We start from the raw sequence: 23191 nt of genomic DNA, 5'->3' as shown, positions 1-23191 counted from the left end.
TCCCTCCGCCGCGGCCCCGCTTCCTCGACGCAGTCCGAACCGGCCGGGCAGGCCGAACCGGTTCGGACTGCGCCGGCTGCGTCCCGACGAGTCGCCTCGTCGGCCGCCGTTCCGCGGCGCTTTTGAGCCGACCCCGACAACCGGAGGGCATGGACGACGAACTCCGCGAGCGCGTCGAGGCGGCCGGTGAGGCCGCCGCGCTGTTCAACGCGCTCAAACACGGCAACGACCCGGACGTGGGCGCCATCATGGGGCCGCTCATGGGCGAGAACCCCGACTTCCGACCGCACGGCGACGAGATTCCCGGCGTCGTCGCGCCGGTCGTGAACCGGGTCGCCGGCATGGACGAGGCCGAGCGCCGCGAGCGGCTCGGCGAGCTCGCGCCCGACAAGCTCGCGGAGCTCGACGCCGACGAGGAGGAGGACGAGCGCGTCCTTCCCGACCTCCCGAACGCGGAGGAGGGCGAGGTCGTGATGCGCGCCGCGCCGAACCCCAACGGCCCGTGGCACGTCGGCCACGCGCGCATGCCCGCCGTCATCGGCACGTACAAGGAGCGCTACGACGGCGAGTTCATCTGCCGGTTCGACGACACCGACCCGGAGACGAAACGGCCCGACCTGGACGCGTACGACGCGATCCTCGAAGACATCGAGTACCTCGGGTTCGAGCCCGACCGCGTGCTCCGGGCCTCCGACCGGCTGGAGACCTACTACGACCACGCCCGCGACCTGATCGACGCCGGCGGCGCGTACACCTGCTCGTGTTCCGGTGACGGCTTCTCCGAGCTGAAGAACGCGGGCGAGGCGTGTCCGCACCGCGAGAAGGACGCAGAGACCGTCCACGAGGAGTTCTCGGCGATGGTCAACGGGGAGTTCTCCGCCGGCGAGATGGTCCTCCGCGTCCGGACCGACATCGAGCACAAGAACCCCGCGCTCCGCGACTGGGTCGCCTTCCGGATGATCGACACCCCGCACCCGCGCGAGGCGGCGGCCGACTACCGCTGTTGGCCCATGCTCGACTTCCAGTCGGGCGTCGACGACCACCTCACGGGCGTCACCCACATCATCCGCGGCATCGACCTGCAGGACTCCGCGAAGCGCCAGCGGTTCGTCTACGACTACTTCGACTGGGAGTACCCCGAGGTGCTCCACTGGGGCCACGTCCAGGTCGACGAGTACGACGTGAAACTCTCCACGTCGACGATCAAGGAGCTGATCGAGACCGGCGAGCTGACCGGCTGGGACGACCCGCGCGCGCCGACCATTCGGTCGATGCGCCGCCGCGGAATTCGGGGCCAGGCCCTCGTCGACTCGATGACCGAGCTCGGCATGTCCACCTCCGACGTCGACCTCGCGATGTCGTCGGTGTACGCCAACAACCGCGACCTGGTCGACGACGAGGCGAACCGCTACTTCCTCGTGCGCGATCGCGACGACGCTCCCGCCGTGGAGCTCCCGGTCGTCGACGGCGACGCGCCCGCGCCGGCGGCCGGCCACCCGCCGCTCCACCCCGACCACGACGACCGCGGCGACCGCGAGGTGCCCGCCGGCCGGATCGCGATCGAGTCCCCGGACCTCCCGAGCGAGGGCGAGCGCGTCTGGCTCAAGGGGTACGGCTGCGTCCGGCACGAGGGCGACGAGCTGGTCTTCGTCGACGCCGACATCGACGTGGTCCGCGAGGGCGACGTGGACGTGGTCCACTGGGCGCCGGCCGAGGAGGGGCTCGACACGCTCCTCCGGACTGTCTCCGGCGACGTGCGGGGGATCGCGGAGCCCGCGCTCGCCGAGGTCGACCCCGACACGGTCGTCCAGTTCGTGCGCGTCGGCTTCGCCCGGATCGACGGGTTCGACCCCGAGGCGACCGACGAGCCGGACGGCCCCGGCGGCTCGGAGGACCTGCTCGCGTACTACGCGCATCCGTAGTCCGCGTTTCCGGGCGCGTCGCGCGGTCCGCGGAGCGCCTCATCGGCCGGCTGCCGCGGGGGTTAAATAGCGAGCCCCGGAACTACGGGCAAGATGGCCATCGACTCGAACTTCGAACAGAACCGGGAGCAGGTCGGCGAGGAGGACGGCGTCGCCGTCTGGGGGCCCGTCGAGCCGCCGGAGAAGCAGGGGATCCGCGGCACGCACGTCGCGGTCGACTTCGACATCTGTCTCGCCGACGGCGCGTGTCTGGAGGACTGCCCGGTCGACGTGTTCGAGTGGGTCGACACCCCCGGTCACCCCGAGTCGGAGCGGAAGGCGAACCCCGCCGACGAGGACCAGTGTATCGACTGTATGTTGTGTGTGGACGTGTGTCCCGTCGACGCGATCGACGTCGATCCCGGCCGCGAGAACCGGATCTAGATCGACGCTCTCAGGCTGATGTTGGCGCTGGTGGCGCGGTGGGATTCTTCACGATCTCCGTCGCTTGTTTATAAGCGGCCACCGACGGATCGGCGATGAAAACCGTCAAATCTCCAGCCGCGCGATTATAAGCGATCGACGGTGAACACCGCCAAAGCCCCAGCCTCGTCGGCCTCCCGTCGCTTCGCTCCGGTCGGCCGACTCCAGCGAGGGACCAGAGGTCCCTCTGGCAGCCGGCGCTACGCGCCGGCGACCTCGCACGCGCTCCTCACGGGCCGACGGCCCGCTCGGAGGCGCGCGCCACCGCAGGCGGTTTTTATGTATTCGCTCCCGGCCTTCGGTTCAATCGCTTATAAATCGCTCCCGCTCTCGGAGCGCGAAGTCGGTCCCGTACCGCTCGACGAGGGGCTCGTAGGCGTCGCCGAGCGCGCGCATGCAGGCGCCCGGCGACACGTACCCGAGCTCGTCGGCGACCGAATCGCTCGGACGGCCCTGCAGGACCTTCCGGACGAGCAGGCGCTCTTCGCGGTCGTCGAGGAGTTCGGCGTCGTTCGTCTCGCCCCTCTCGCCCCTCTCGGCCCCGTCGATCAGCGCCGCGAGCGCAAGGTCCCGGAACGCGCCGGGCGCGCTGTCGTACATACCCGGACCGGACGACGCGCCGACCACGGAGCGCCACTCGGCCTCGGTCAGGTCGATCGGAGCGGGGGCGGGACAGGCGCGGAGCGCGCCGGCGACCACGTCGGGGTCCACGTCGCGGTGGGCGTCCGAGAGCCCGTCGCGCTCGCGGTCGCGGAAGGCGGCGGCGTGGCGGTCGAGGAGATCCCTCCCCGGTCCGTCGTCGCCGGTCGGCCGGAGCATGATCGCGGAGTACTCGCCGGAGGCGTCGTTGCGGGAGGTCGAGAGGTGGACCGTCCGGTAGCCCGCGCGCCGCCAGAACCGGAGCAGGCGCGGCGTCGCGCCGTAGCCGACCGAGAAGTAGTCGACGGCGGAGGCGAACTCCCCGTGTACCTCGTCGAGCAGGCGGGACCCGAACCCCTCGTCTCGGAGCGCGTGGTGGGACGCGATCCGGACCGTCCGCAGCCCCCGCGGCTCGGCGGCGGCCTCGTCGCGCAGTTGGCTCGTGAGCACGTCCGGCACCATGTTGCCCCGGACGCGCTCGCCCTCGTACATCCGCCGGCGGATGTCGGCGTCGAGCCCGCCCTCCCGCGCGAGCAGCGCGACCGCGACCACCCGCCCCTCGGCGACGAGCGCCCGCGCGGTCAGGTTCGGCGCGTCGAGCAGCCGCGCGAGGTCGTTCGGCTCCGTCCGGTAGTGGGCGGCGACGAGCAGCCCGAACGTCTCTCGAAGCAGGGGCTCGTCCGCGAGCAGGTCGCCGGGAGTGAGCCTTCGGTACGTCGCGTCCCCGACCGCCGAGCCCGCGACCGCCTCGTCGACCGCCGGACGCGCGTCCAACAGGAGCGCCCGCGACGCCCACGCCTCCACCGGGTCGTTCCGGGCATACCGGATCGGCTCGTCGAGGCGCACGTCCCGCACCGCGAACCGGCTCGCGCGCAGGCGCTCTCTGAACCGGATCGAAAAGCCGCGACCGGCCCCCTCGTAGCCGTGAACGGTGGTGCAGAACGCGACCGCCGGCGCGTCGAGGAACCGTTCGAGCAGCCGCACCGGGAGCGCGGCCGCCTCGTCGACGATCACCGCGTCCGGGTCGTCGGGGAGGTCCGCGCAGTCGGCCGGTGAGAGGAAGCGCACCCGCCCCCCGCCCGGCGCGTCGAGGCGATGGGCGTCGTCCCCGTCCCCGTTCTCGTCCCCGTCCCCGTCCCCGTTCTCGTCCCCGTCCCCGTCCTCGTCCCCGTCCCGGGCTCTCCCCTCGATCAGCTCCCTCGCCCGCGCGAACACCTCAGCCGCGTTGCGGAACGCCGGCGCCGTCACGAGCACGTCCCTCCCGGCGAGCGCGAGCGCGCCCGCCGCGATCCCCGCCGCGCTCGACTTCCCGCGCCCGCGATCCGCCTCGGCGACGACCGCGTGGCCGGGCGTCGCGAGCGACTCGAACGCCGTCACCGCCCGGACCTGATCCCCCGTGAGACACGCCTCGTAGGCCGTCTCCAGGAACGTCGCGTTCGGCGGAGCGGTCGGGGTTTCGGCGCTCCGACCCCCCGAATCTGCGGTCGCGTCGTCCGGAGGGCCGGTGAGGCCGTCGCGCTCGATCGCGTCACCCCCCGGGCCGTCCGCTCCGAGAGAGACGAGCGCGATCCCCGGATGCGACCGAAGCGTTCCGACGAAGCGCTCGCGGAACCGCCCCGTCACGTCTTCGATGCCGTACGGCGGGACCGCGAGCGAGTCGTCGAATCGGTCGCGGACCGCGGGCCAGGCGTCGAGGTCGGGCGTCAGGAGAATCAGGAGCCCGCCGCCGTCGACCGCGCCGACGCACCGACCGACCGCGTTCGGGACGAACTGCTCGTGGCAATCGAGGACGACGACCTCGCGGGTGCGGCCGAGCAGTTCGTCGGCGCTTCGCGGGCGATGCTCCTCGAACCGGAACCCATCGCGCGTGGAGACGACGGCGGTCGACGTGGGGTCGACCGCCTCGATCGCGTCGTAAGCCGCGTCGAACCCGCGGTCGCGGTCGCCGGCGAGCACCAGGACGCGCCGCTCGTTCGCCGCCTCCGCCTCCCGTTTCGCGTCCCGCGCCAGCGCCGCGATCATCGTTCGCTCGTCGTTACCGTGGGGAGCGGATGTGTCTTACTCTCCGGAGCGCACCGCGTTCCGCGCCGGCGCTCTCACCCGCCGCGCGAGGCGGGACGCTTACGGACGCCCGGCGCGTCTCTCCGGGTATGACCACGGTCACGCTCATCGGCACGCGGCTTGCCGACACGGGGCGCGAGTTCGTCTATCAGGGAGAGTCGCCCGACTGCGAGGGATGTCCCTACCGGAGTCAGTGCCTCAACCTCTCCGAGGGGACCCGGTACCGCGTGACCGGGATCCGCGAGAACGCGCAGACGCTCGACTGCGCCGTCCACGACTCCGGGGTCCGCGCGGTCGAGGTCGAACCCGCGCCCGTCCCCGCGAACGTCCCGTCGAAGCAGGCGTACGCCGGCGGACGCGTGTCGCTCGCGGGCCCGTGCCCGCACACCGAGTGCCCGAGCCACGGGTACTGCGTCCCCGACGGCGCCGACTTCGACGACGAGCGCGTGATCGATCAGGTGCTCGGCGAACCGCCACACGACGAGTGCGCGCTCGACCGCGACCTGACGCTGGTGGAGTTCCGGGCGGAAGACGGGTAGCGGGACGCAGGCGGCCGCTTCTATAACTCCGTGACCGCGTTCAGCGTGATCCGAATCGCGCGCTCGACGTTGTCCTTGGCCTTCTCCGGGAGCTCGTCGTCCGAGTCAGCGCCCTTCTGGGTGCCCGCGACGAGGTTGCCGTCGACGGTGCAGATCGCGCCGGCGCGGAGCCCCTTGCGGCGCGCGAGCGCGAAGACGGTTGCCGCCTCCATCTCGATCGCGAGCAGATTGGCGTCCTCCCAGTCGTCGATGTACGCGTCGCTCTCGTTGTAGAACGCGTCGTCGGAGACGATCGGGCCGACGTGGATCTCTTCGCCGTTGTCCTCGGCGGCGCCGACGAGCTCGGTGAGCGCGTCGTAGTCGGGGACCGCGGGGTACTCGACCGACTCGTAGCGCTTGCTCGTCCCCTCCTCTTTGGCTGCGCCCGTCGCGACCACCATGTCGCCGACCTCCATGTCGGCCTGCAACGCGCCGCAGGTGCCACACCGGAGGAACGTCTCGACGCCGACTCGCGAGAGCTCCTCGACCGCGATCGCCGCCGACGGGCAGCCGATCCCGGTCGAGCAGATCGTGAGGTCGGTGCCCTCGTAGCTCGCGTTGACGACCTTGTACTCGCGGTTCTGCGCGACGAGTTCGCTGTCGTCACACAGGTCGGCGATCCGGTCGACGCGCCCCGGGTCGCCGGGGATGATCGCGATCTCGTGGACGTCGCCCTCCTCGACCAGCAGATGCGGCTGTTTCGCCATACGAGCGGGTCCACGCGCCGCGCGCAAAAACGGACCGGTCGGGCGGCGGGGTAGCGGTGCGGATCGGATTTGATATCGCGGAATGTAATTTATCTCGGGCGCAGTACGACCGAGCCGGTCATTCCCACGGTGACGTCGACGCCGCCGGATCGCCCGGTTTATCGCCGGTCCCCGCCAGGGGCGGCCATGAGCGACTCCGACGAAGCAGCCGTTTCCCTCGCGTCGTCGATCGGCGCGCTCGCGGTCACGTTCCTCCTCGTCACGCCGATCGCCGGAACCCTGCTCGGGTACAACTGGACGCAGGCCGTGCTGATCGGCGGGTTCGCCGGCTCCGTCGCCGTCGCGTCGTCGTGGTTGACGGCGCGGCGGACGGCCGCCGACTGAGGCCGCCGATTTCGCCCTCGACTGCGGTGGTTATCGCCACTGAGAGGTCGGACGGAGGATTTTATACCTGTCCGACGCCGACACCTCGTAATGCGCTTCAGTCGCGACCGTCGAGGTCAGTCGGTCGTGGTCGGGACCGTGATCCTGTTCGGCTTCTTGATCCTCGCGCTGGGCATCTATCAGGTACAGGTCGTCCCGACCGAGAACGCGGACGTCGAGTACGAACACAGCCAGCAGGTCGAAGACGGGCTCGGCGACCTCCGCAACGCCGTCCTGGACGCCGCCGCCACGGGGTCGACGCGATCGACGCAGATCCCGCTGGGGACGCGGTATCCCTCCCGGACGTTCTTCGTGAACCCCCCGCCCGTCTCCGGGTCGCTCACGACGCAGGAGACGGGCGAGATACGCGTTCGGAACGCGACGATCGGCGGAGGCCCCCACGAGAACGTCGGTCTGTACTGGGGCACGAACCCGGCGTACGAGACGCGATCGCTCCGGTACGACGCGAGATACAACGAGTTCCGGAACGCTCCGCGGCTCACCTACGAGCACTCGGTCGTCGCCGCCGAGTTCGACGACGCGCTCCTCCTGCGCTCGGGACAGACCGTCCTGTCGGAGGACGGGGAGATCTCCCTGACCGCGCTGACTGGGACCGTCTCCGAGAACGGGATCACCCGACGCAGCGTCGACGCGCGGGCCGTCTCGGCGAGCGACACCACCGTCCCGATCGTCCCCGATAACGGGCCGATCACCCTCGAACTCCCGACGGCGGTGGCGGACCCGGCCGCGCTCGCGACCCGCTGGGAGGAACGGCTTCCGGCGGGCGCGACGGCGGCCGCCGCCGAGGCCAACGGGACGGTGCGGATCACGCTGGCCAACGGCTCAGATCCGCTCCGGTACCGCTTGGGACTCTCGGAGGTGTCGCTCGACACCAGCGGAACGACCGAACCGGCGTACGTCGTCCCCGTCGGCGACGGGAACGTCGCTCCCGGCGAGCAGGTCCGCGTCGAGGTCCGGGACCGATACAACAACCCGGTCCCGGACGCGACGGTCCTTTTCGACGGAACGACCCGCACGAACCGCACGACCGGCGACGACGGGCGCGCCGCTTTCACGCCGAACGAGACGGGGTCGCTTCTCGCCGCGATCAACGGGACAGGGGGGCCGGACTACGAGTCGGTGAGCTTCGAGATCGACGATGGTGCGGGTACGAACCGAGCGTTCGACGTCGAGTGGGACGAGGCGGACCCGATAGTTATCGAAGAGGGGTCCAGCCGGCCGCTCGACGTACGGGTGTCCGACGCGGCGTCGGGAACGGGGATCGACGGCGCCGCGGTCGACGCTTCCTTCGCCCCTCGCGGGAGCGTGAGCGACCTCCCGAGCGTTCCCGACCCGCCCGAAACGGGTCCGGACGGGATGACGACGGTCGACACCTTCGACCCCAACGGGGCGGCGGCCGGGGACTCGTTCGACCTGTACGCGACCGCCGGCGACGACGTGGACCGGATCGTGGTGAACATCGTCGAGCCGGGGACGCTCACGAGGCTCTATCCGGACACCGCCGCGCAGAACGCGGGAACGATCAGCGACTTCCCCAACATGCAAAACGAGGACGGCACGGTCGCCGTTCTGGACGGCTCCGGACCGAACGCGTTCGACGTCGAGACGACGACTCAGTCCGTCCCGAGCGGCGATTACACGTTGGAGCTGGGGATCGAGACGGTCAGCCTTCAGGGCGGCTCGGCCGGCATCGATGTCACCGTCGAGGGGGAGGACGGGACGGCTCTCGGCTCGACGACGCTTACCAATGCGGATTCGAACAGCGACGTTACCCTCGATCTGGGGACGATAGACCCCGAACAGGACATCACGGTCCGGTACGAGGGCAACCGGCAGAACGACGACCTCGATATCGACTACCAGCGGCTCGTCCAACAGCGATAGCCGGCTCTGTCGGCGAGACGTTCACGGCGGCGGGACCGTCACCGCGACCGGAGCGGTCTTCGACCCGGATCAGACGGTCGAGTCGAACGACCGATAGTACAACGATCGACGTAAACGCCCATCGACAAAGCCATATGGCGGCCGCATGAAGGTCCGTGTATGACTGCAGTGGGGATCGACGCCGTCGAGATCTGGACCGGAAATCTCAAGCTCGACTTGCCGGGCACGTTCGCGCCGGAGAAGGGCGACGACCCGGAGAAGTACACCAAGGGGCTCGGGCTCAACAACTCCTCGTTCCCGGACGTGTACGAGGACATCGTCACGATGGGCGCGAACGCCGCGAAGCGGCTGATGGACCGGAAGGGGCTTGAGCCGGCGGACATCGGCCGGATCGACGTGGCGACCGAGTCGGCGTTCGACCACTCGAAGCCGGTGTCGACGTACATCGCCGGCTGCCTCGAACAGGTGTACGACGGCGACTTCACCCACGCCAACAAGGGCGAGCGCAAGTTCGCCTGTCTGGCCGGTACGCAGGCGATCGACGACGCCTACAACTGGATTCGAGCGGGGCGGAACCGCGACCGTCCGGCGATCGTGATCACGACGGACACCGCCCTCTACGCTCGTGGCGACCCCGGCGAGGCGACGCAGGGCGCCGGCGCCGTCGCGATGTTGATCGACGAGGACCCCTCGATCGTCGCGCTCTCGACCGATCAGGGGTACGGCTCGAAGGACGAGACGGACTTTCTGAAGCCGAATCAGCAGTTCCCCAGCGTCGACGGGAAACGCTCCGTGCAGGTGTACCTCTCCCGAATGCGCGAGGCCCTCGAAGACTACGAATCCGTCACCGACGACATCTCGCTCGACGACTTCGCGTACGCCCCCTTCCACACGCCGTTCCCCGGCATGGTCCGGAAGGCGGCGCTGTTAGCGTACAGACACGTCATCCGCGACACGGAGTACGAAGACGAGCTCGCCGACGAGATCGGCCGCCAGCCTCGCGAGGCAGACTTCGCCGACCGCGAGGCCTACGAGGGGGCTATCAGAGACTACATGGACGACCTGAAGACCACCGAGCAGTACCAGACGTGGTACGATACCGCCGTGGAGCCGACGCTCGGGCTCTCGCGGGAGGTCGGCAACTGGTACACCAGCTCGGTCCATATCGCCCGCGTCAGCGCGCTGCGAGACGCGCTGACCCGCGACCGATCTTTCGTCGGTGACACGCTGCTCGTCGCCTCCTACGGCTCCGGTGCGCAGGCGGAGATCCACTCGGAGACGGTCCGTGAGGGCTGGCGCGCGGAGATCGAGGAACTAGATATCGACGGCCAGCTCGCCGATCGCTACGACCTCACCTGGGACGAGTACGAGGACGTACACGACGTTCACGAGTACGACATGGACGTGGAACGCGAGATCGAGGAGTTCACGCAGCCGGAGGCGGAGTTCGTCTTCACCGGCTGGGGCCGGATGAACGAGCGGAAGTACGAGTACGTCGAGTAGCTGCTCGGCCGGGAGCCAGCGGGAGTCGCCCTCCGGTTCCGTGGCGCCGCTGGCCCGTGAAAACGGGTCACACGACGCCTCTCGAATACGATGGGTTTAAACGACGTTAGGCTGAAATTCACCTCAATGGTAACCATCTACGACGTGCCGGCCGACGCCCTCATCGAGGAGGTCGCCGCACGACTCGAAGACCGGATCGACGAGCCCGACTGGGTCGAGTTCACCAAGAGCGGCGCCGGCAAGGAGCTCCCGCCGGAACAGGAGGACTTCTGGTACGTGCGCTCCGCCAGCCTCCTCCGGAAGGTCGCCCAGAACGAGCCGATCGGCATCGAGCGGCTCGCGACCGAGTACGGCTCGAAGAAGCGCGGCTCGAACCGCTACTCCGTCCGCCCCGGCGAGCACGAGGGAGGCTCCCGCAAGCTCATCCGCACGTCGCTGCAGGCGCTCGAAGACGAGGGGCTCGTCACGACCGCCGCCGGCGAGGGACGCCGCGTCTCCGACGAGGGCGAGGCCTTCCTCTCCGAGGTCGCCACTGAGGTCTTCGAGGACCTCGATCGGCCGGAACTCGAACGCTACGCGTAGATCGCCGATTCGATTTTTGTACGTCGCGCTCGCACCGTGAGCCGCGGCCCCGTCGGGCTTCTCTCTGTCCGATATCGCCGACGCTGGCGGTTCTTCTCTCGTGTCGGTGATCCGTGCCGGTTCTCCTGCGCTCGCCGACATATATCTCGTATCGCTATATAGAATCTGTCGAGCGGCGATCGGCCGTCGTGATCGGATCGCAGGGCCTCGGCTATCGGTGCGTCCGAGAAAAACCGGTGCAAGCGGTACGTCAGGCGAACCGGGTCGATCGAGCCCCCGATCGAGCTATCCGGTGTTCTTCATCCCGGCGGCGATGCCGTTGACGGTGAGCCGGAGGGTCCGCTCCTCCTCTTCGGTGCGGTGAGTCCGCCCGAGCAGGTTCGCCTGCAACAGGTTCAGCGGGTCGACGTAGGGGTTCCGTCGGTCGAGGCTCTCTTCGAGCCACTCGCGGCGGATCAGATCGTCGCGCCCGCTGATCGCCAAGACGAGCTCGCGGCCGCGCTCGTACTCGCCGATCAGTTCGGGGAAGAACCGCTCCCGGAGGTCGTCATCGGCGAGGTCGGCGTACTCGGCGGCGATCTCCGGTTCGGTGCGAGCGAGGGCGAGCGCGGCGTTGTCGAGGGTGGTGCGGAAGAACGGCCACTCCGCGTACATCTCCTGGAGCGTTTCGACGCCCTCCTCCTCGCCGACCGCGTCGAGGTAGGCGTCGAGCCCGGACGCGAGCGAGTACCAGCCCGGGAGGATGAGCCGGGTCTGCGTCCACGAGAACACCCACGGGATGGCGCGTAAGTCCTCGACGGTGCGCTCGCCGGATCGCGAGGCGGGCCGCGAGCCGAGGTTGAGGTCCTCGACGACCGAGATGGGCGTCGCCTGCCCGAAGTAGGAGACGAACCCGTCCGTGTTCAGGAGATCGCGGTACGTCTCGCGGGCAGCGGGCGCCATCGTCTCCATCGCGTCGACCCACTCCTCGGGCACGTCCTCGGTGGGCTCCTCGTTGGCCTCTTGGCGCGCGCGGATCTGCGCGTCGAGCATCTGTTCGAGCTCGCGCTCGGCGATCCGGGGGTTGGCGTACTTCTCGGCGATCGCCTCGCCCTGCTCCGTGAACTTCACCTGTCCCGTGACGGTCTCGTTGGGGAGCGCGAGCAGCGCCTCGTTCATCGGGCCGCCGCCGCGCGAGATGGAGCCGCCGCGGCCGTGGAACAGCCGGAGGGTGACCTCCTCCTCGCGACAGAACCGCGCGATCCGGCGCTGGTTCTCGTAGAGGTCCCAGTTCGCGGCGAGGAACCCGTTCTCCTTGTTGGAGTCGGAGTAGCCGAGCATCACTTCCTGGACCTCCCCGCGGACTTCGAGGGCGGTCGCGTACGCCTCGTTGTCGAACAGCGCGCCGAGGATGCGCTCGGCGCCGTTGAGCGCGGACTCGGTCTCCAACAGGGGGACCACGTCGAGCCCGCAGTGGTCCGGCAGCGAGACGACGCCGACCTGATCGGCCAGGAAGAGCACTTCGAGCACGTGGCTCGGCTCCTCCGTCATCGAGATGCAGTAGGTGTCGATCGCTTGCGCGCCGTACTCCTCTTGCCAGTCGGCGAGCTCCTGGAACCGGCGGAGCACCCGCTCGGTGGTCTCCGAGACATCGCCCGGCTCGTCGGCGTCGACGACGGGGTCGTCCTGGAGGATCGCCTCGGTAAGGAACTCCTGCCGGGCGTCCTCGTCCATCTCGCGGTAGTCGACGCCCTCCGTCGCGACCGCCTCGGCGACCGCCTCGGTGTGGTTCTCGCGGTGGTCGCGGAGGTCGAGAGACGCGAGCGTGAACCCGAACGTGTCGACCTGCCGGCGGAGCGGCTCGACGAACGACTCGCGGACCGCGTCCTGTCCGTCCGCCGCCAGCGAGTCGGCGATCACGTTCAGGTCCGCGAGGAACGCGTCGCCGTCGGGGTACTCGCCGGGACGCACGTCGTCGACGCGGTCGAGTCGCTCGCGCATCAGGCGCAGCTTCTGGCGGTACGGCTCGTCGGGGTAGCGCTCGCGAGCCTCCTCGACCACCGTTGGGAACCGCTCGGCGTCGGCCGCCAGCGAGTCGGCGAGCCGGTCGTCGACCGCGTAGCGCTCGCCGTCCTGGCTCAACACGGCCGAGAGACGCTTACACCGGTCGCGGTACTTCTCGATCGCGACCTCGCGCTGGCGCGCCAGCGTCTCGTCGGTGACCTCCGGCGTGACGAACGGGTTGCCGTCGCGGTCCGACCCCGCCCACGAGCGGAACTCGAAGAGCTTGGGACAGTCCACGTCGTCGTACTCCTTCGAGATGGTCTCCTCGAACTCCTCGTAGGCGTCGCCCACCACGTCGAAGAGGGTGTTCTCCAGGTACCACTGGACGTTTCGCGCCTCGTCTTCCGGCTCCGGGCTGCGCTGGCGCACCTGTCGGGTGCCCCAGAGGCTGGTCACCTCGGCGGTGACGTCGCGCCAGATCCCGTCGCGCTCGCGCTCGGTGAGGTTGCGCTCGTCGAGCTCCTCCAGGTGATTGGCGATCGACCGGAGCTTCGCTTTCACGGTGGCCCGCCGGGCCTCGGTGGGGTGGGCGGTGAACGTCGGCTCGATGAGCACGTCCTGCAACAGCTCCCGTAGCTCGTCGGCCTCGACGCCGGCCTCGGAGAACTCGGCGATCGTGGCGTCGAAGGAGTCGTGAAGCGATCCCTCCTCGTCGGCGTCCCGGATGGCGCGGACTCGCTCGCGCTCCTCGGCGAGGTTGATCAGCTCGAAGTACGTCGTGAACGCGCGGGCGACGATCCCCTCTCGGGTCGTCGACAGCCCGTCGACGGACTCGTGGAGCGCCTCCCGGCTCGCCGCGTCGCCGCGCCGATAGTCGATCGCCGCGTTTCTGAGCTCCTCGACGGTCTCGTACGCCTCGGTCGAGGCCTGCGCGGCTAAGACGTCTCCCACGAGCGCACCGAGCTCGCGCACGTCTGTCCGCACGTCTCGATTGTGCAACACCATACCACAGATACACCCGTCGGGATGGGTTAAAGCCGGTGCCCGAACGAATGTTTGCCTCGGTTTTGAGTAAACATCTCGATCGATCGTTCGACACCCCGCGGACGAGCCCGAGCGGTGATCGCCGGCGATCCCCGCGTCTTCCGCTCGGGTGGAGGGTTCGTCACCCTTTTTACCGGCCCAACCCGAACAACGGGTATGAGTCAGTCCGACAAGTATCCGGCCGAGTCCGGCCGGCGCCGCTTCGTCAAGGGCGTCGTCGGCGGCGCGGCCCTCGCGGGGGTCGGTGCGATGGGGTCGGCGACGGTGAACACCCTGACGACCTCCGGTGGTGTCGGCGGCGGGTCGACCGTCGCGATGTCGATCGCCCAGACCGGCGGCCCGGCGCCGCGCGGGCTCCCCCAGATCCCGGTAGAGGTAACCGACGACGGGTACATCCGCGGTATCTGGCCAGAGACGCAGACCGTCACGCAGGAGGGCCAAGAGATCCAGGTCGCACAACAGCAACTCGGCGGCCGGACGTACTCCGGCGCGTGGTTCCAGTACTGCGGCGTCGAGTCGCAGGAGAACATCGCCCCGGACTTCGAGTCGGACAACCTGTTCCGGGCGGCCCCCGGCAAGTACGACTGGCAGGACGAGACGTACGAGGACGGCGACCGGATCCACATCGACGACTTCGAGAACTACGCCGAGTGGGGCAACGGGATCGGCGACGACGGCGTCGGGAAGCCGGCATCGGTCTCGTGGCGCTCCCAGGACGCCGACGCCGACCTCAACGCCATCGTCATCCGCTCGCCGCGGATCGAGGAAGCCGTCCAGAACTCGGACGACGAGTGGCTCCAGGCATCCACCGACCAGGGGTTCGTCGCGTACCTCAACGTCTGTACGCACTTCTGCTGTATCCCCGACTACAAGGTACTCGAAGAGTCCGCCCGCTACGACGCCGCCAACGGGACCTACTGCGTCTGTCACCAGTCGACGTACGACCCGTTCACGCTCGAAGAGTCGCTGTTCATCGCCCGGCCCCGTCCGGACGAGTAACCGACGCGACCGGCGGGATCAGCGAAACCGCCGAAACCGCCGAAACCGCGCGCCCCGACGGGCGCCGCGCTTTTCTCCCCGCTTCGCGTACGGTCCCCCATGAGCGACGACGAGGTTCCCGCAGACGGATCGACGGCCGACGACGACCCGTTCGCCGCGGAGATCGACCGCGCCCGCGACCTCCTCGACGGCGACGGGATCGAGGCGGTTCACGTCGGCGTCGTCCGCGACGGCGAGGTCGACACCACCTTCGCCCAGCGGAGCGACGGCGACTCGGGGGGCGAGGGCGAGGGGCTTCGGGCGCTCGCGCTCTTGGCCGCGCACGTCCGGTTGGTCGCGAACGAGGCGGGCGTCGACGCCTCCACCGTCGCGGGCGACGCGGCGACGCTCGCGGGCCAAGTCGAGCGGATCCCGGCCAGCACCGAGGACCTGCCCGAGGAGTAGGCGCCGTCGAGGGCGACGTGACCGCTACTCGGTCCCTCCTCGGTCGCCACGCTCGCTCCGGCGGATCCGGTAGAGCTGGTGGGTGACGCCGGCGAGCGCGACGAGCAGCACCGCGAGGTTGAACGCCGCGAGAGCGATCGGATGGTACGCCGGGTCGAGCCACGTCCGGATCGCGCGGCCCGCCTGACTGTAGAAGCTCCAGCCGGCGATCAGCGCGAGCAGTATCAGCGCCGCGAGTCCGATCCGGTCGATGAGCCCTCGGAGGTCGTCGGTCGAGAGCCGGTCGAAGCGACCGCCTCCCTCGTTCGCGGTCTCGTCCGCGTCGCTCTCGGGGTCGGTCGTGCGCGGTGCGCGGTCGTCGTCGGTGTCGGTGGCGGTCATTGGTCGGGTGGGTGAGTCCGTGGTGTCGCTGTGATCGGTGCCGCTGCGGTCGGTGGCGTCCGGGCCGTCGTTCGCGCCGCCGCGGTCGCGCTCGTCGGTCATTGTCGCCTCCGTGCGACGAGGGCCGCGGCGACGAGCGCGACGAGCGCGACGAGGGGGCCGAAGCCGGGCGTCGAGTCTCCGGCGCCGTCGGCGCCCCGATCAGGCGCGTCGGCGCCGTCGCCCCCCACGTCGTCGCCGCCCTCGCCGCGCGTGAAGTCCTCGACGGCGAACTCCACCTCCTCGGTCGTCTGGTTCGTGCTGATCGTCTCCCGGGGGTTCAGGTTGGCGACGCCCTGCGTCTCGTCGATGAGCACGTCGTCGCTCCACAGCGCGGCGTCGACGTAGTAGTTGTAGTTCGCGGGCACCTCGACGGTCGTGGTCACGGTGTCGGTCCGACCGGGCCGGACCTCCCCGACCGTCTCGCTCGCCTCGTCGGCGATCACGTTCGACTCCGCCTGCCGGACCAGTACGCGGAGGTCGATCGGCTCCGAGACGGCGTCGCCGCGGTTCGTCACCGAAATCGACACCGACAGCGTCGCCGTCTCGTTGTCGGCCTCGCTCACGCTGACCGCGACGGTCGGCCAGACGTTGCTTTCGGTGAAGCCGACGCGCGAGTCGGCGTAGTCCGGAGTGAGCGCCGCGACGCCCCCGACGCGGGTCGTCTGGGCCGCGCGCCGCTCGCCGTCGGCGAAGACGACGGTCTCGATCCGGTAGCTCCCCTCGCGCTCCACGTCGACGGAGCCGTTTATCGTCCGTTCGCCGCCGCCGTCCACATCGCCGACGTCGACCGTCGTCTCGTCGACGAGCAGCCCCGAGTCGGCGCCGATCGCGCGGTGGCGGACCGTGACGTTCTCGACGGTCGACCCCCGGTGTCGGAGGTCGACTCCGAGCCGGAGCTCAGCCGTCTCGCCGCGCACCTCGCCCGGCGAGACGACCGTGTCGACGATGCGCACGTCGCCGGGGCGCTCGTCGTCCTCGCGCGGGTCGACGATCGCGTCCGGCGCGGCGACGGCACCGATCGCGCCCGCGAGTAAGAGCGCGGCGGCGGCCGCCAGGAGGGCAGTTCGGGTGTCCATACCTGGAACGTCGAAACGACAACATAAGTGCTTTGTCAGGCATCGGGGTCGAAGGGCAGCACCGCTCGGCGCGTCGGTTCGGTCAGAGCGTCCGGTACCGCCCGCCCGACTCGGAGAGCTCCCCGCGACGCGCGAGCCGCGTCAGGATCTCTCGGGCCGCCTCGACGGGGACCCCGCGCTCGCTCGCGTGCGCCACCACGTTCCCTTCCGTAGGTTCGTCGACGGCCTCGACCGCGTCGCGGACGATCTCGGTCCGACTTCGCGAGCCCGAGCCGCCGCCCTCGGCTCGGGCGCCCGCCTCGTCGACGGCGTCGGCGTCGATCCCGGACGCCTCCAGATATTCGCGGTCGTCGATCCCGGCGTCCTCGACGGCGCGTTCCAGCTCCGAGACGTGGTCGAGCTCGGCGAACGCCGCGCTCTCGTCGCGCTTCTTCGCGAGCAGCGCGGCCCGGGCCTCGCGGGCCGCGTCGCGGTCCTCCGACTCGAAGAACCGCTTGAGCTTCGCCGTCTGATGCGTCTTCCCGCAGCGGGGACACCGCGCGCTGTCGCTCGCCCGCGGGTCCGTGAGGAGCCACATCGCCGCGCACTCGTTGCAGCCGACGACCGCGTACATGGACGCGGTTCGTCGCCCCCGGATTTGAAGCCTCGGACCCGCGCCGCCCTCCCGTTCGGCCGACCCCGTGGTATTGTGTGTCCTGTTCAAAACCATTATCCGCGTCGGACACGTAGACTGACGCGATGAGTTCAACCGACGCCGTTCCCACGGAACCGATTCAGCTGGCCGACCCCAATGAGTTCGACGACTACGTCGCCGACGGCGTGGTCCTCGTCGACTTCCACGCGGACTGGTGCGGCCCGTGTCAGATGATGGAGCCGGCCGTCGAAGCGGTCGCGAGCGACACCGACGCGACCGTCCTGAAGGTCGACGTCGACGAGCACCAGGGGCTGGCCAGCGAGTACGGCGTGCAGGGCATCCCGACGTTGCTCGTGTTCGCCGGCGGCGAACTGGCGGATCGGATAGTCGGCGCGCAGACGGAGGAGGCGCTCGCCGACGCGATCGCGGAACACACCGCCTGATGACCGACTCCGAGGCCGACGACGGGATGGCCCCCCGCGAGCTGCGCGCGGACGTGCCGGCGCTCGGCGAGGCCGCGTACTTCAACTTCGGCGCGCACGGGCCGAGCCCCAAGTCCGTCGTCGAGGCCGCGACAGACTTCGTCGCCGACCACGAGTTCGGTTCGGCGACGACGGACCCGTACGAGCACGCCTTCGGGACGTACGAGACGGTGCGCGAGCGCGTCGCCGACTTCGTCGGCGCCGACCCCGACGAGATCGCGCTGACCGAGAGCACGACGGACGGGATCACCCGGATCGCGGGCGCGATCGACTGGGAGCCGGGCGACGCCGTCGTCCGGACCGACCTCGAACACCCCGCCGGCGTCCTCCCGTGGAAGCGGCTCGAACGCGAGGGCGTCGAGGTGCGCGTCGTCGAGACGGAGGGCGGTCGAGTCGACCGCGAGGCGTACGCGGAGGCCGTGGCAGACGCGCGGCTCGTCTGCTTCAGCGCGATCACGTGGACTCACGGGACGCGGCTCCCGGTCGCGGACCTCGTCGACATCGCGGACGAGTCGGGCGCGTTCACCCTCGTCGACGCGGTCCAGTCGCCCGGCCAGGTCGCGATGGACGTGTCGGCGTGGGGCGCCGACGCGGTGGCGGCGGCGGGCCACAAGTGGCTGCTCGGCCCGTGGGGGTCCGGATTCCTCTACGTCGACCGCGAGGCGGCGGCCGAGCTGGCGCCGCGCGCGGTCGGCTACCGGAGCGTCGAGGACCCCGACGGCGACGCGATCGCGTTCAAGCCCGGCGCGAGGCGCTTCGAGGTCGGGACGACGACTCCGGCCGCCCACGCCGGGCTGTCCGAGGCGCTCGACGCGATCGACGCGGTCGGCCTCCCGGCGATCGAAGACCGGATCGCGTCGCTCACGGACCGGCTCAAGGACGGGGTCCCCGACGACCGCCTGCTGAGCCCCCGCGAGTACGAGTCGGGGCTCGTCACGGTCGACGTCGACGACCCGGAGGCGACGGTCGAGCGGCTCGCCGAGAGGGGGATCGTCGTCCGCTCGCTGCCGCACCCTGACGGCGTCCGGGCCTCGGTCCACGCCGTCTCCACCGAGTCGGAGATCGACCGGCTGATCGACGCCCTCGCCGCCGAGTGGTGAGCGAGGGACCGGACGCGTTTTAGTGCTCTGCGCACAAGACTGGGCATGGGATATCACACGTTCGACGCCGAGAAGGCCGACCGATTGGAGCGTCCCGCGGCCCGGTACCGCTGGGTGTCCGCCGAGGAGGTAATCGGCGCGCTGACGGCCGAGCGCGCCGATCGCGAGGCGACGACCGTCGCCGACCTCGGGAGCGGAACCGGCTTCTACGCCGACGCGGTCGCGCCCCACGTCGAGACGGTCTACGGCGTCGACGTGCAGGCCGAGATGCACGCGTTCTACCGCGAGAAGGGCGTCCCCGAGAACGTCGAGCTCGTCGAGAGCGACGTGGCGACGCTCCCCTTCGAGGACGGCGAGCTCGACGCCGCGTTCTCGACCATGACGTACCACGAGTTCGCGAGCGACGCGGCCGTCGCGGAGCTGGCCCGCGTGCTCCGGTCCGACGGCCGGCTCGCGCTCTTCGACTGGTCGGCCGCGGGCGACGGCGAGCACGGCCCCTCGACCGACGAGCGGTTCGACGCGGGCGACGCGGCTGCGGCGCTTGAGGCGACGGGGTTCGAGGTCCTTCTCGCCTCCGAGCGCACCGAGACGTTCGCCGTGATCGCCCGCGCGCCGTAGCGCGATCGAGAATTCTTCACCGATCTGTCGTTTCGGACGAGAACCTGTCTGAAAAAGCGGAGTTCAACAGTGCTGTTTCTCTATACATCGTCTTGCGGTGCGTTCACCGTAGCTCTCGTGGACGACTCCCGGAATGGCCTCGAAGTGCCTGTCGCCGGCGAGAGCGGGCTCGTCGCGTTCTATCGCTGTCGCAGCGATCGCCGCGTTACTCTTTCCGATCCCCGGTCCCTCGCCGTCGTCTGTGTCGGCCATGCGCTCCCCGAGTAGCCGGCCGGCGCGCCGAAAGATGCTCGGCGTCATCTCCACCACCGGGTAGGAGTCGAGTACGGATCCCACCTTCCGTCGCTCTTCTCGGGTGGTCGCCACTTTCCCGACGCCGATGTACAGCTCCAGAACGGTCATCGAGGGGATGACGAGCGGGACGCCTTCGGCTTCGAGTTCTCGTTCCTTCGCGACGGCCGCGTCGTTGCCGTCGATAACGTCCAAAACGAAGCTCGTGTCGACGATCATTCGAACCGGTCCGCGACCTCGCGGACCTCCTCACGGTCTCTCTGGTCCGCGGTCTCGATGGCGTCTCGCATCTCGCTCACTTGCTCCTCGTCGAAGACGCCCCGGAGATCTCGAAGCGATCGGCCTCCGATGAGCCGCGAAACGGCGTCGCTGAACGACTCGTCGTCGCGTTTGTTCGCCTTGATCCGTTCGTACACGTCGTCTTCTAAGCGAACCTGATGTGACATTCTCGTTGACAGCGTTGACGCTCTGCGGGAATCAATATTTGGATGGACTGGGAGAGGAGTGGCGCAGTGACGGCACCGCTACGCTATCGTCGCCTCACTCCTCCAGCACCGTCGTCCCCTTCCCGATCCGCGTCTGGTAGGCGCGGGCGTCGATGCCGGCCTCGGAGAAGGCGTCGAGCATCGCGGCGGCGACACCGCGGCGACGCTCGTCGCGGCAGACGGCGAGGATCGCGGGACCGGCGCCGCTGACGGTGACCCCGGCCGCGCCGGCGTCGAAGGCGGCCGCGCGCACGTCGTCGTACCCCGTGATCAGGCGCGCGCGCTCGGGAGTGACGACGGGGTCGCTCATGCCGGCGCCCACGAGGCCGGGGTCGGATCGGCACATCCCGACCGCGAGGGTGGCGGCGTTACCGACCGTCTCGACGAGGTCGTCCATCGAGGCCGTCTCGGGGACGACCCGGCGCGCGTCGCGGGTGGAGACCGCGACGTCGGGGAGACAGACCACGAGGGGGATCGCGGCGTCGACGGCGTGGGTCCCCTCGCTCGTCGTCACCGTGAACCCGCCGAGGATCGAGGGGGCGACGTTGTCCGAGTGCGCGACCCCGGAGACGACCGCCTCGCCCTCGGCGGCGATGGGGACCAGCTCCGAGCGGGAGAGCCCGCGGTCGTACAGCCGGTTGAGCGCGACCGCGGCGCCGGCGGCGCTGGCCGCCGAGGAGCCGAGCCCGGACGCCGGGCGGACACCCTTGTCGATGTGGATCCGCGCGGGCGCGTCGAGCGCCTCGACGACGGCGCCGACCGTGTTCTTCTCGGGGTCCTCGGGGATGTACTGGGCCCCGACGCCGGTGACCTCGATCGTCGTCTCCGACGCCTTCTCGACGGTGACGACGTCCGCCGGCCGCGTGAGGGCCGCGCCGAACACGTCGAACCCGCTGCCGAGGTTCGCGCTCGTGGCGGGTGCCCGTACCGTGACCATGGCGGGGAGTGTCGCTCGGGGTGCAAAAAGAGGCCGGATCGAGCGGCGGCGCGGTGAGGCCGAACGACGGGGGTGACGGAGCGGCGGGGGTGACGGAGCGGCGGGGGTGACGGAGCGGCGGGGGTGACGGAGCGGCGGCGCTGTCGGGGAAGAGAAAACGGAGGGGGAACGGAGAAAGCGGGAGTCGGAAGCGGGGGACGGCGTCAGTTTCCGGCCATCGTCCACAGCAGGGCGCCGATCAGGATCATCGGAATTCCCGCGAGGATGTACACCTGCGGCATCGTCGTGTACGGGGCGACCAGGAGGATCGTCCCGAAGCCGGCGACGATGGACGCGATCACCTTCTGGGACTTCAGGGGCGCGGCCGCCAGAAGCGAGACGATGAGCCCGAGCAGTATGACGTGCCCGAGGTGGTAATCGAGCAGGAACGTGTCGATGAACAGCGGCGAGAGCATTCTTGTCTGAACGTGCGAGGGATTCGCGCATTAAAGTTCCGTTTCGCGCGGGACGGGCGACGGTTCGGTCCCCGAGCGGTCACCGTCCCTTATAAGTCGAGGGGACGAGACGACCGATCGTGCGACTCGTTCAGGTCATGATCCCGGCGGGGAAGCGCGCCGCCGTGATCCGCGCGCTCGACGACGAGGGCGTCGACTACGTCGTCACCGACGAGACGAGCGGCCGCGAGTACACCGCGGTCGCGACGTTCCCGCTCCCGACCGCCGCCGTCGAGCCGGTCCTCGAACGGCTCCGCGAGGCGGGGATCGACGAGAGCACGTACACCGTCATCGTCGCGGCCGAGACGGTCATCTCCCGCCGGTTCGAGGCGCTCGAAGACGAGTACGAGGAGGAGGCCGAGCACGGGAGCGACCGGATCTCCCGGGAGGAGCTGCAGGCGAAGGCCGACGACCTCGCCTCCGGGCTCCGGACGTACGTGCTGATGACGGTGATCTCCGCCGTGATCGCGACAGCCGGGCTCCTGCTCGACTCGCCGGCGACCGTCGTCGGCTCGATGGTGATCGCCCCCCTGATCGGCCCGGCGATGTCGGCCGCGATCGGCACGGTCGTCGACGACGAGGAGATGTTCCGACGCGGCGTTCGGATGCAGGTTCTCGGCGTCGCGGTCGCGATCGCGGCCGCGACGCTGTTCGCGTTCGCGTTGCGGTGGTTCGCGCTCGTCCCGCCCGGGATCGACCCGTTGGAGCTCGCGGAGGTCTCCGAGCGGCTCGCGCCCAACGTCTTAGTGCTCGTCGTGGCGATCGGCGCCGGAGTCGCCGGGATCGTCTCGCTGATGACGGGCGTCTCCGCGACGCTGGTCGGCGTGATGATCGCGGTGGCGCTTATCCCGCCCGCGGCCGCCGTCGGGATCGGGATCGCCTTCCGGATTCCGCGGCTGGTGCTCGGCGCTGGCGTGATCGTGGCGGTGAACGTCCTTTCGATCAACCTCTCCGCGCTGGTCGTGCTCTGGTACGAGGGGTACCGACCCCGGAACTGGTTCCGCGAGGACGACGCGCGCGCGGCGTTCCTGAAGCGCGCGGCGGTGCTCGCGGCCGCCATCGCGGTGCTCTCGGTGTTCCTCGGCGGCGTCACCTACGACTCGTACGTCGCCTCGACCACCGAGGCCGACATTCGGGCCGCCGCCGGCGACGAGCTCGCCGCGCTCGATCCCGGGCTCGAACTGCTGGAGCTGGAGGTCGAACGCAGCGGGACGGTCCCGCCGCTCACCACCGAGCGCGTGATCGTCACCGTGGGGGCGCCGCCCGGCGGCGGCGTCGAGGGCGTGGCCGACGCGCTCGACCGCCGGATCGAGGCGACGATCGGGACCGACGTGCGCGTCGAGGTGCGTCTCGTGACGATCGACCGGGCCTGAGACGCGGTCCACGAGTCCGGTACGCG

The 23191-nt window shown here is 70.0% G+C and carries 23 protein-coding genes; 13 read left to right on the top strand and 10 right to left on the bottom strand.

The features are described 5' to 3' along the window. Positions 1–149 precede the first annotated feature (149 nt). Positions 150–1922: a glutamate--tRNA ligase gene (locus C471_RS05680; RefSeq protein ID WP_004047089.1), complete on the top strand. Its 1773-nt coding sequence runs from the start codon at positions 150–152 to the stop codon at positions 1920–1922. A 93-nt stretch (positions 1923–2015) separates the two neighbouring features. After that, the gene (locus C471_RS05675) at positions 2016–2345 is read left to right on the top strand and encodes a 4Fe-4S dicluster domain-containing protein (RefSeq protein WP_004047088.1); all 330 of its coding nucleotides are present in this window, start codon (positions 2016–2018) and stop codon (positions 2343–2345) included. A 342-nt stretch (positions 2346–2687) separates the two neighbouring features. Here the strand turns inward: C471_RS05675 and tmcA are convergent, their stop codons facing one another. Beyond that, a complete protein-coding gene (gene tmcA, locus C471_RS05670; protein ID WP_004047087.1) occupies positions 2688–5045 on the bottom strand; it encodes a tRNA(Met) cytidine acetyltransferase TmcA in 2358 nt (785 codons plus the stop codon). A gap of 128 nt (positions 5046–5173) precedes the next feature. On the opposite strand from tmcA, the gene C471_RS05665 reads away from it, so the two are divergent. Then, positions 5174–5623, top strand: a complete 450-nt coding sequence (locus tag C471_RS05665; RefSeq protein WP_004047086.1) for a UPF0179 family protein — start codon at positions 5174–5176, stop codon at positions 5621–5623. 20 nt (positions 5624–5643) lie between these two features. On the opposite strand, the gene C471_RS05660 is transcribed toward C471_RS05665, so the two are convergent. Further along, positions 5644–6369 carry a nucleoside phosphorylase gene (locus tag C471_RS05660; RefSeq protein WP_004047085.1) on the bottom strand — a complete coding sequence of 242 codons (726 nt, stop codon included), beginning with the start codon at positions 6367–6369 and terminating at the stop codon, positions 5644–5646. Positions 6370–6555: 186 nt separating this feature from the next. Between C471_RS05660 and C471_RS05655 the strand changes: the two genes are divergently transcribed. The 4 genes from C471_RS05655 to C471_RS05640 all read left to right on the top strand — a co-directional run bounded on the left by C471_RS05655 (position 6556) and on the right by C471_RS05640 (position 10782). Beyond that, entirely contained in the window at positions 6556–6753 is a 198-nt protein-coding gene (locus C471_RS05655) for a hypothetical protein (protein ID WP_004047084.1), read from the top strand. Between the two features lie 90 nt (positions 6754–6843). Then, positions 6844–8697 (top strand): hypothetical protein, encoded by a 1854-nt coding sequence (locus C471_RS05650; RefSeq protein WP_049909007.1) that lies wholly within the window; start codon positions 6844–6846, stop codon positions 8695–8697. Positions 8698–8856: 159 nt separating this feature from the next. Further along, positions 8857–10200: a hydroxymethylglutaryl-CoA synthase gene (gene hmgB / locus C471_RS05645; protein WP_004047082.1), complete on the top strand. Its 1344-nt coding sequence runs from the start codon at positions 8857–8859 to the stop codon at positions 10198–10200. Between the two features lie 126 nt (positions 10201–10326). Then, entirely contained in the window at positions 10327–10782 is a 456-nt protein-coding gene (locus tag C471_RS05640; protein ID WP_004047081.1) for a 30S ribosomal protein S19e, read from the top strand. Positions 10783–11067: 285 nt separating this feature from the next. Here C471_RS05640 and ppc read toward each other — a convergent pair whose 3' ends face one another. Further along, the gene (gene ppc, locus C471_RS05635; protein ID WP_004047080.1) at positions 11068–13770 is read right to left on the bottom strand and encodes a phosphoenolpyruvate carboxylase; all 2703 of its coding nucleotides are present in this window, start codon (positions 13768–13770) and stop codon (positions 11068–11070) included. A 195-nt stretch (positions 13771–13965) separates the two neighbouring features. Between ppc and C471_RS05630 the strand changes: the two genes are divergently transcribed. Next, a complete protein-coding gene (locus C471_RS05630) occupies positions 13966–14808 on the top strand; it encodes a hypothetical protein (RefSeq protein WP_004047079.1) in 843 nt (280 codons plus the stop codon). Between the two features lie 99 nt (positions 14809–14907). After that, complete coding sequence (locus C471_RS05625; protein ID WP_004047078.1) at positions 14908–15252, top strand: hypothetical protein; 345 nt, start codon at positions 14908–14910, stop codon at positions 15250–15252. A gap of 24 nt (positions 15253–15276) precedes the next feature. Here the strand turns inward: C471_RS05625 and C471_RS05620 are convergent, their stop codons facing one another. From C471_RS05620 to C471_RS05610, 3 genes are all read right to left on the bottom strand, one after another. After that, positions 15277–15735, bottom strand: coding sequence for a hypothetical protein (locus C471_RS05620; protein ID WP_004047077.1), 459 nt, complete (start codon positions 15733–15735; stop codon positions 15277–15279). Then, positions 15732–16751 carry a DUF7490 domain-containing protein gene (locus C471_RS05615; protein ID WP_004047076.1) on the bottom strand — a complete coding sequence of 340 codons (1020 nt, stop codon included), beginning with the start codon at positions 16749–16751 and terminating at the stop codon, positions 15732–15734. The genes C471_RS05620 and C471_RS05615 overlap by 4 nt, the downstream gene beginning before the upstream one ends. Positions 16752–16833: 82 nt before the next feature. Further along, on the bottom strand, positions 16834–17364 hold the full coding sequence (locus C471_RS05610; RefSeq protein ID WP_004047075.1) for a DUF5817 domain-containing protein: 531 nt from the start codon (positions 17362–17364) through the stop codon (positions 16834–16836). 125 nt (positions 17365–17489) lie between these two features. Between C471_RS05610 and trxA the strand changes: the two genes are divergently transcribed. Genes trxA through C471_RS05595 form a run of 3 tightly spaced genes read left to right on the top strand, consistent with a single transcriptional unit; the run spans position 17490 to position 19585 of the window. Next, positions 17490–17828 (top strand): thioredoxin, encoded by a 339-nt coding sequence (gene trxA, locus C471_RS05605; RefSeq protein WP_004047074.1) that lies wholly within the window; start codon positions 17490–17492, stop codon positions 17826–17828. Further along, entirely contained in the window at positions 17828–18967 is a 1140-nt protein-coding gene (locus C471_RS05600) for an aminotransferase class V-fold PLP-dependent enzyme (protein WP_004047073.1), read from the top strand. The genes trxA and C471_RS05600 overlap by 1 nt, the downstream gene beginning before the upstream one ends. 45 nt (positions 18968–19012) lie before the next feature. Next, complete coding sequence (locus C471_RS05595; RefSeq protein ID WP_004047072.1) at positions 19013–19585, top strand: class I SAM-dependent methyltransferase; 573 nt, start codon at positions 19013–19015, stop codon at positions 19583–19585. Positions 19586–19648: 63 nt separating this feature from the next. Here the strand turns inward: C471_RS05595 and C471_RS05590 are convergent, their stop codons facing one another. The 4 genes from C471_RS05590 to C471_RS05575 form a co-directional block, all read right to left on the bottom strand. Then, a complete protein-coding gene (locus C471_RS05590) occupies positions 19649–20095 on the bottom strand; it encodes a PIN domain-containing protein (RefSeq protein WP_004047071.1) in 447 nt (148 codons plus the stop codon). Beyond that, complete coding sequence (locus C471_RS05585) at positions 20092–20322, bottom strand: antitoxin VapB family protein (protein WP_004047070.1); 231 nt, start codon at positions 20320–20322, stop codon at positions 20092–20094. Before C471_RS05585 ends, C471_RS05590 begins: the two co-directional genes overlap by 4 nt. Positions 20323–20416: 94 nt before the next feature. Beyond that, positions 20417–21298 carry a homoserine kinase gene (locus C471_RS05580; protein WP_004047069.1) on the bottom strand — a complete coding sequence of 294 codons (882 nt, stop codon included), beginning with the start codon at positions 21296–21298 and terminating at the stop codon, positions 20417–20419. Between the two features lie 203 nt (positions 21299–21501). After that, positions 21502–21753 carry a hypothetical protein gene (locus tag C471_RS05575; protein ID WP_004047068.1) on the bottom strand — a complete coding sequence of 84 codons (252 nt, stop codon included), beginning with the start codon at positions 21751–21753 and terminating at the stop codon, positions 21502–21504. Positions 21754–21890: 137 nt separating this feature from the next. Here C471_RS05575 and C471_RS05570 point away from each other — a divergent pair, with 137 nt between their 5' ends. Continuing rightward, a complete protein-coding gene (locus tag C471_RS05570; RefSeq protein WP_004047067.1) occupies positions 21891–23165 on the top strand; it encodes a TIGR00341 family protein in 1275 nt (424 codons plus the stop codon). The last annotated feature ends 26 nt before the right edge of the window (positions 23166–23191 follow it).

It is taken from the genome of Halorubrum saccharovorum DSM 1137 (genome assembly GCF_000337915.1).
GTDB classification, from domain to species: Archaea; Halobacteriota; Halobacteria; order Halobacteriales; family Haloferacaceae; genus Halorubrum; species Halorubrum saccharovorum.
This window is presented reverse-complemented; position numbering and strand designations above follow the sequence as displayed.

What these genes read in the sequence shown, in the direction of transcription:
- C471_RS05630 (WP_004047079.1), top strand. Translation starts at nt 13,966, where the DNA reads ATGAGTCAGTCCGACAAGTATCCGGCCGAGTCCGGCCGGCGCCGCTTC.
- C471_RS05575 (WP_004047068.1), bottom strand. Translation starts at nt 21,753, where the DNA reads ATGCTCTCGCCGCTGTTCATCGACACGTTCCTGCTCGATTACCACCTC.
- C471_RS05570 (WP_004047067.1), top strand. Translation starts at nt 21,891, where the DNA reads ATGATCCCGGCGGGGAAGCGCGCCGCCGTGATCCGCGCGCTCGACGAC.
- C471_RS05600 (WP_004047073.1), top strand. Translation starts at nt 17,828, where the DNA reads ATGACCGACTCCGAGGCCGACGACGGGATGGCCCCCCGCGAGCTGCGC.
- C471_RS05585 (WP_004047070.1), bottom strand. Translation starts at nt 20,322, where the DNA reads ATGTCACATCAGGTTCGCTTAGAAGACGACGTGTACGAACGGATCAAG.
- C471_RS05660 (WP_004047085.1), bottom strand. Translation starts at nt 6,369, where the DNA reads ATGGCGAAACAGCCGCATCTGCTGGTCGAGGAGGGCGACGTCCACGAG.
- ppc (WP_004047080.1), bottom strand. Translation starts at nt 13,770, where the DNA reads ATGGTGTTGCACAATCGAGACGTGCGGACAGACGTGCGCGAGCTCGGT.
- C471_RS05680 (WP_004047089.1), top strand. Translation starts at nt 150, where the DNA reads ATGGACGACGAACTCCGCGAGCGCGTCGAGGCGGCCGGTGAGGCCGCC.
- C471_RS05610 (WP_004047075.1), bottom strand. Translation starts at nt 17,364, where the DNA reads ATGTACGCGGTCGTCGGCTGCAACGAGTGCGCGGCGATGTGGCTCCTC.
- C471_RS05595 (WP_004047072.1), top strand. Translation starts at nt 19,013, where the DNA reads ATGGGATATCACACGTTCGACGCCGAGAAGGCCGACCGATTGGAGCGT.
- C471_RS05675 (WP_004047088.1), top strand. Translation starts at nt 2,016, where the DNA reads ATGGCCATCGACTCGAACTTCGAACAGAACCGGGAGCAGGTCGGCGAG.
- tmcA (WP_004047087.1), bottom strand. Translation starts at nt 5,045, where the DNA reads ATGATCGCGGCGCTGGCGCGGGACGCGAAACGGGAGGCGGAGGCGGCG.
- C471_RS05590 (WP_004047071.1), bottom strand. Translation starts at nt 20,095, where the DNA reads ATGATCGTCGACACGAGCTTCGTTTTGGACGTTATCGACGGCAACGAC.
- C471_RS05615 (WP_004047076.1), bottom strand. Translation starts at nt 16,751, where the DNA reads ATGGACACCCGAACTGCCCTCCTGGCGGCCGCCGCCGCGCTCTTACTC.
- trxA (WP_004047074.1), top strand. Translation starts at nt 17,490, where the DNA reads ATGAGTTCAACCGACGCCGTTCCCACGGAACCGATTCAGCTGGCCGAC.
- C471_RS05625 (WP_004047078.1), top strand. Translation starts at nt 14,908, where the DNA reads ATGAGCGACGACGAGGTTCCCGCAGACGGATCGACGGCCGACGACGAC.
- C471_RS05665 (WP_004047086.1), top strand. Translation starts at nt 5,174, where the DNA reads ATGACCACGGTCACGCTCATCGGCACGCGGCTTGCCGACACGGGGCGC.
- C471_RS05620 (WP_004047077.1), bottom strand. Translation starts at nt 15,735, where the DNA reads ATGACCGACGAGCGCGACCGCGGCGGCGCGAACGACGGCCCGGACGCC.
- C471_RS05640 (WP_004047081.1), top strand. Translation starts at nt 10,327, where the DNA reads ATGGTAACCATCTACGACGTGCCGGCCGACGCCCTCATCGAGGAGGTC.
- C471_RS05650 (WP_049909007.1), top strand. Translation starts at nt 6,844, where the DNA reads ATGCGCTTCAGTCGCGACCGTCGAGGTCAGTCGGTCGTGGTCGGGACC.
- C471_RS05655 (WP_004047084.1), top strand. Translation starts at nt 6,556, where the DNA reads ATGAGCGACTCCGACGAAGCAGCCGTTTCCCTCGCGTCGTCGATCGGC.
- hmgB (WP_004047082.1), top strand. Translation starts at nt 8,857, where the DNA reads ATGACTGCAGTGGGGATCGACGCCGTCGAGATCTGGACCGGAAATCTC.
- C471_RS05580 (WP_004047069.1), bottom strand. Translation starts at nt 21,298, where the DNA reads ATGGTCACGGTACGGGCACCCGCCACGAGCGCGAACCTCGGCAGCGGG.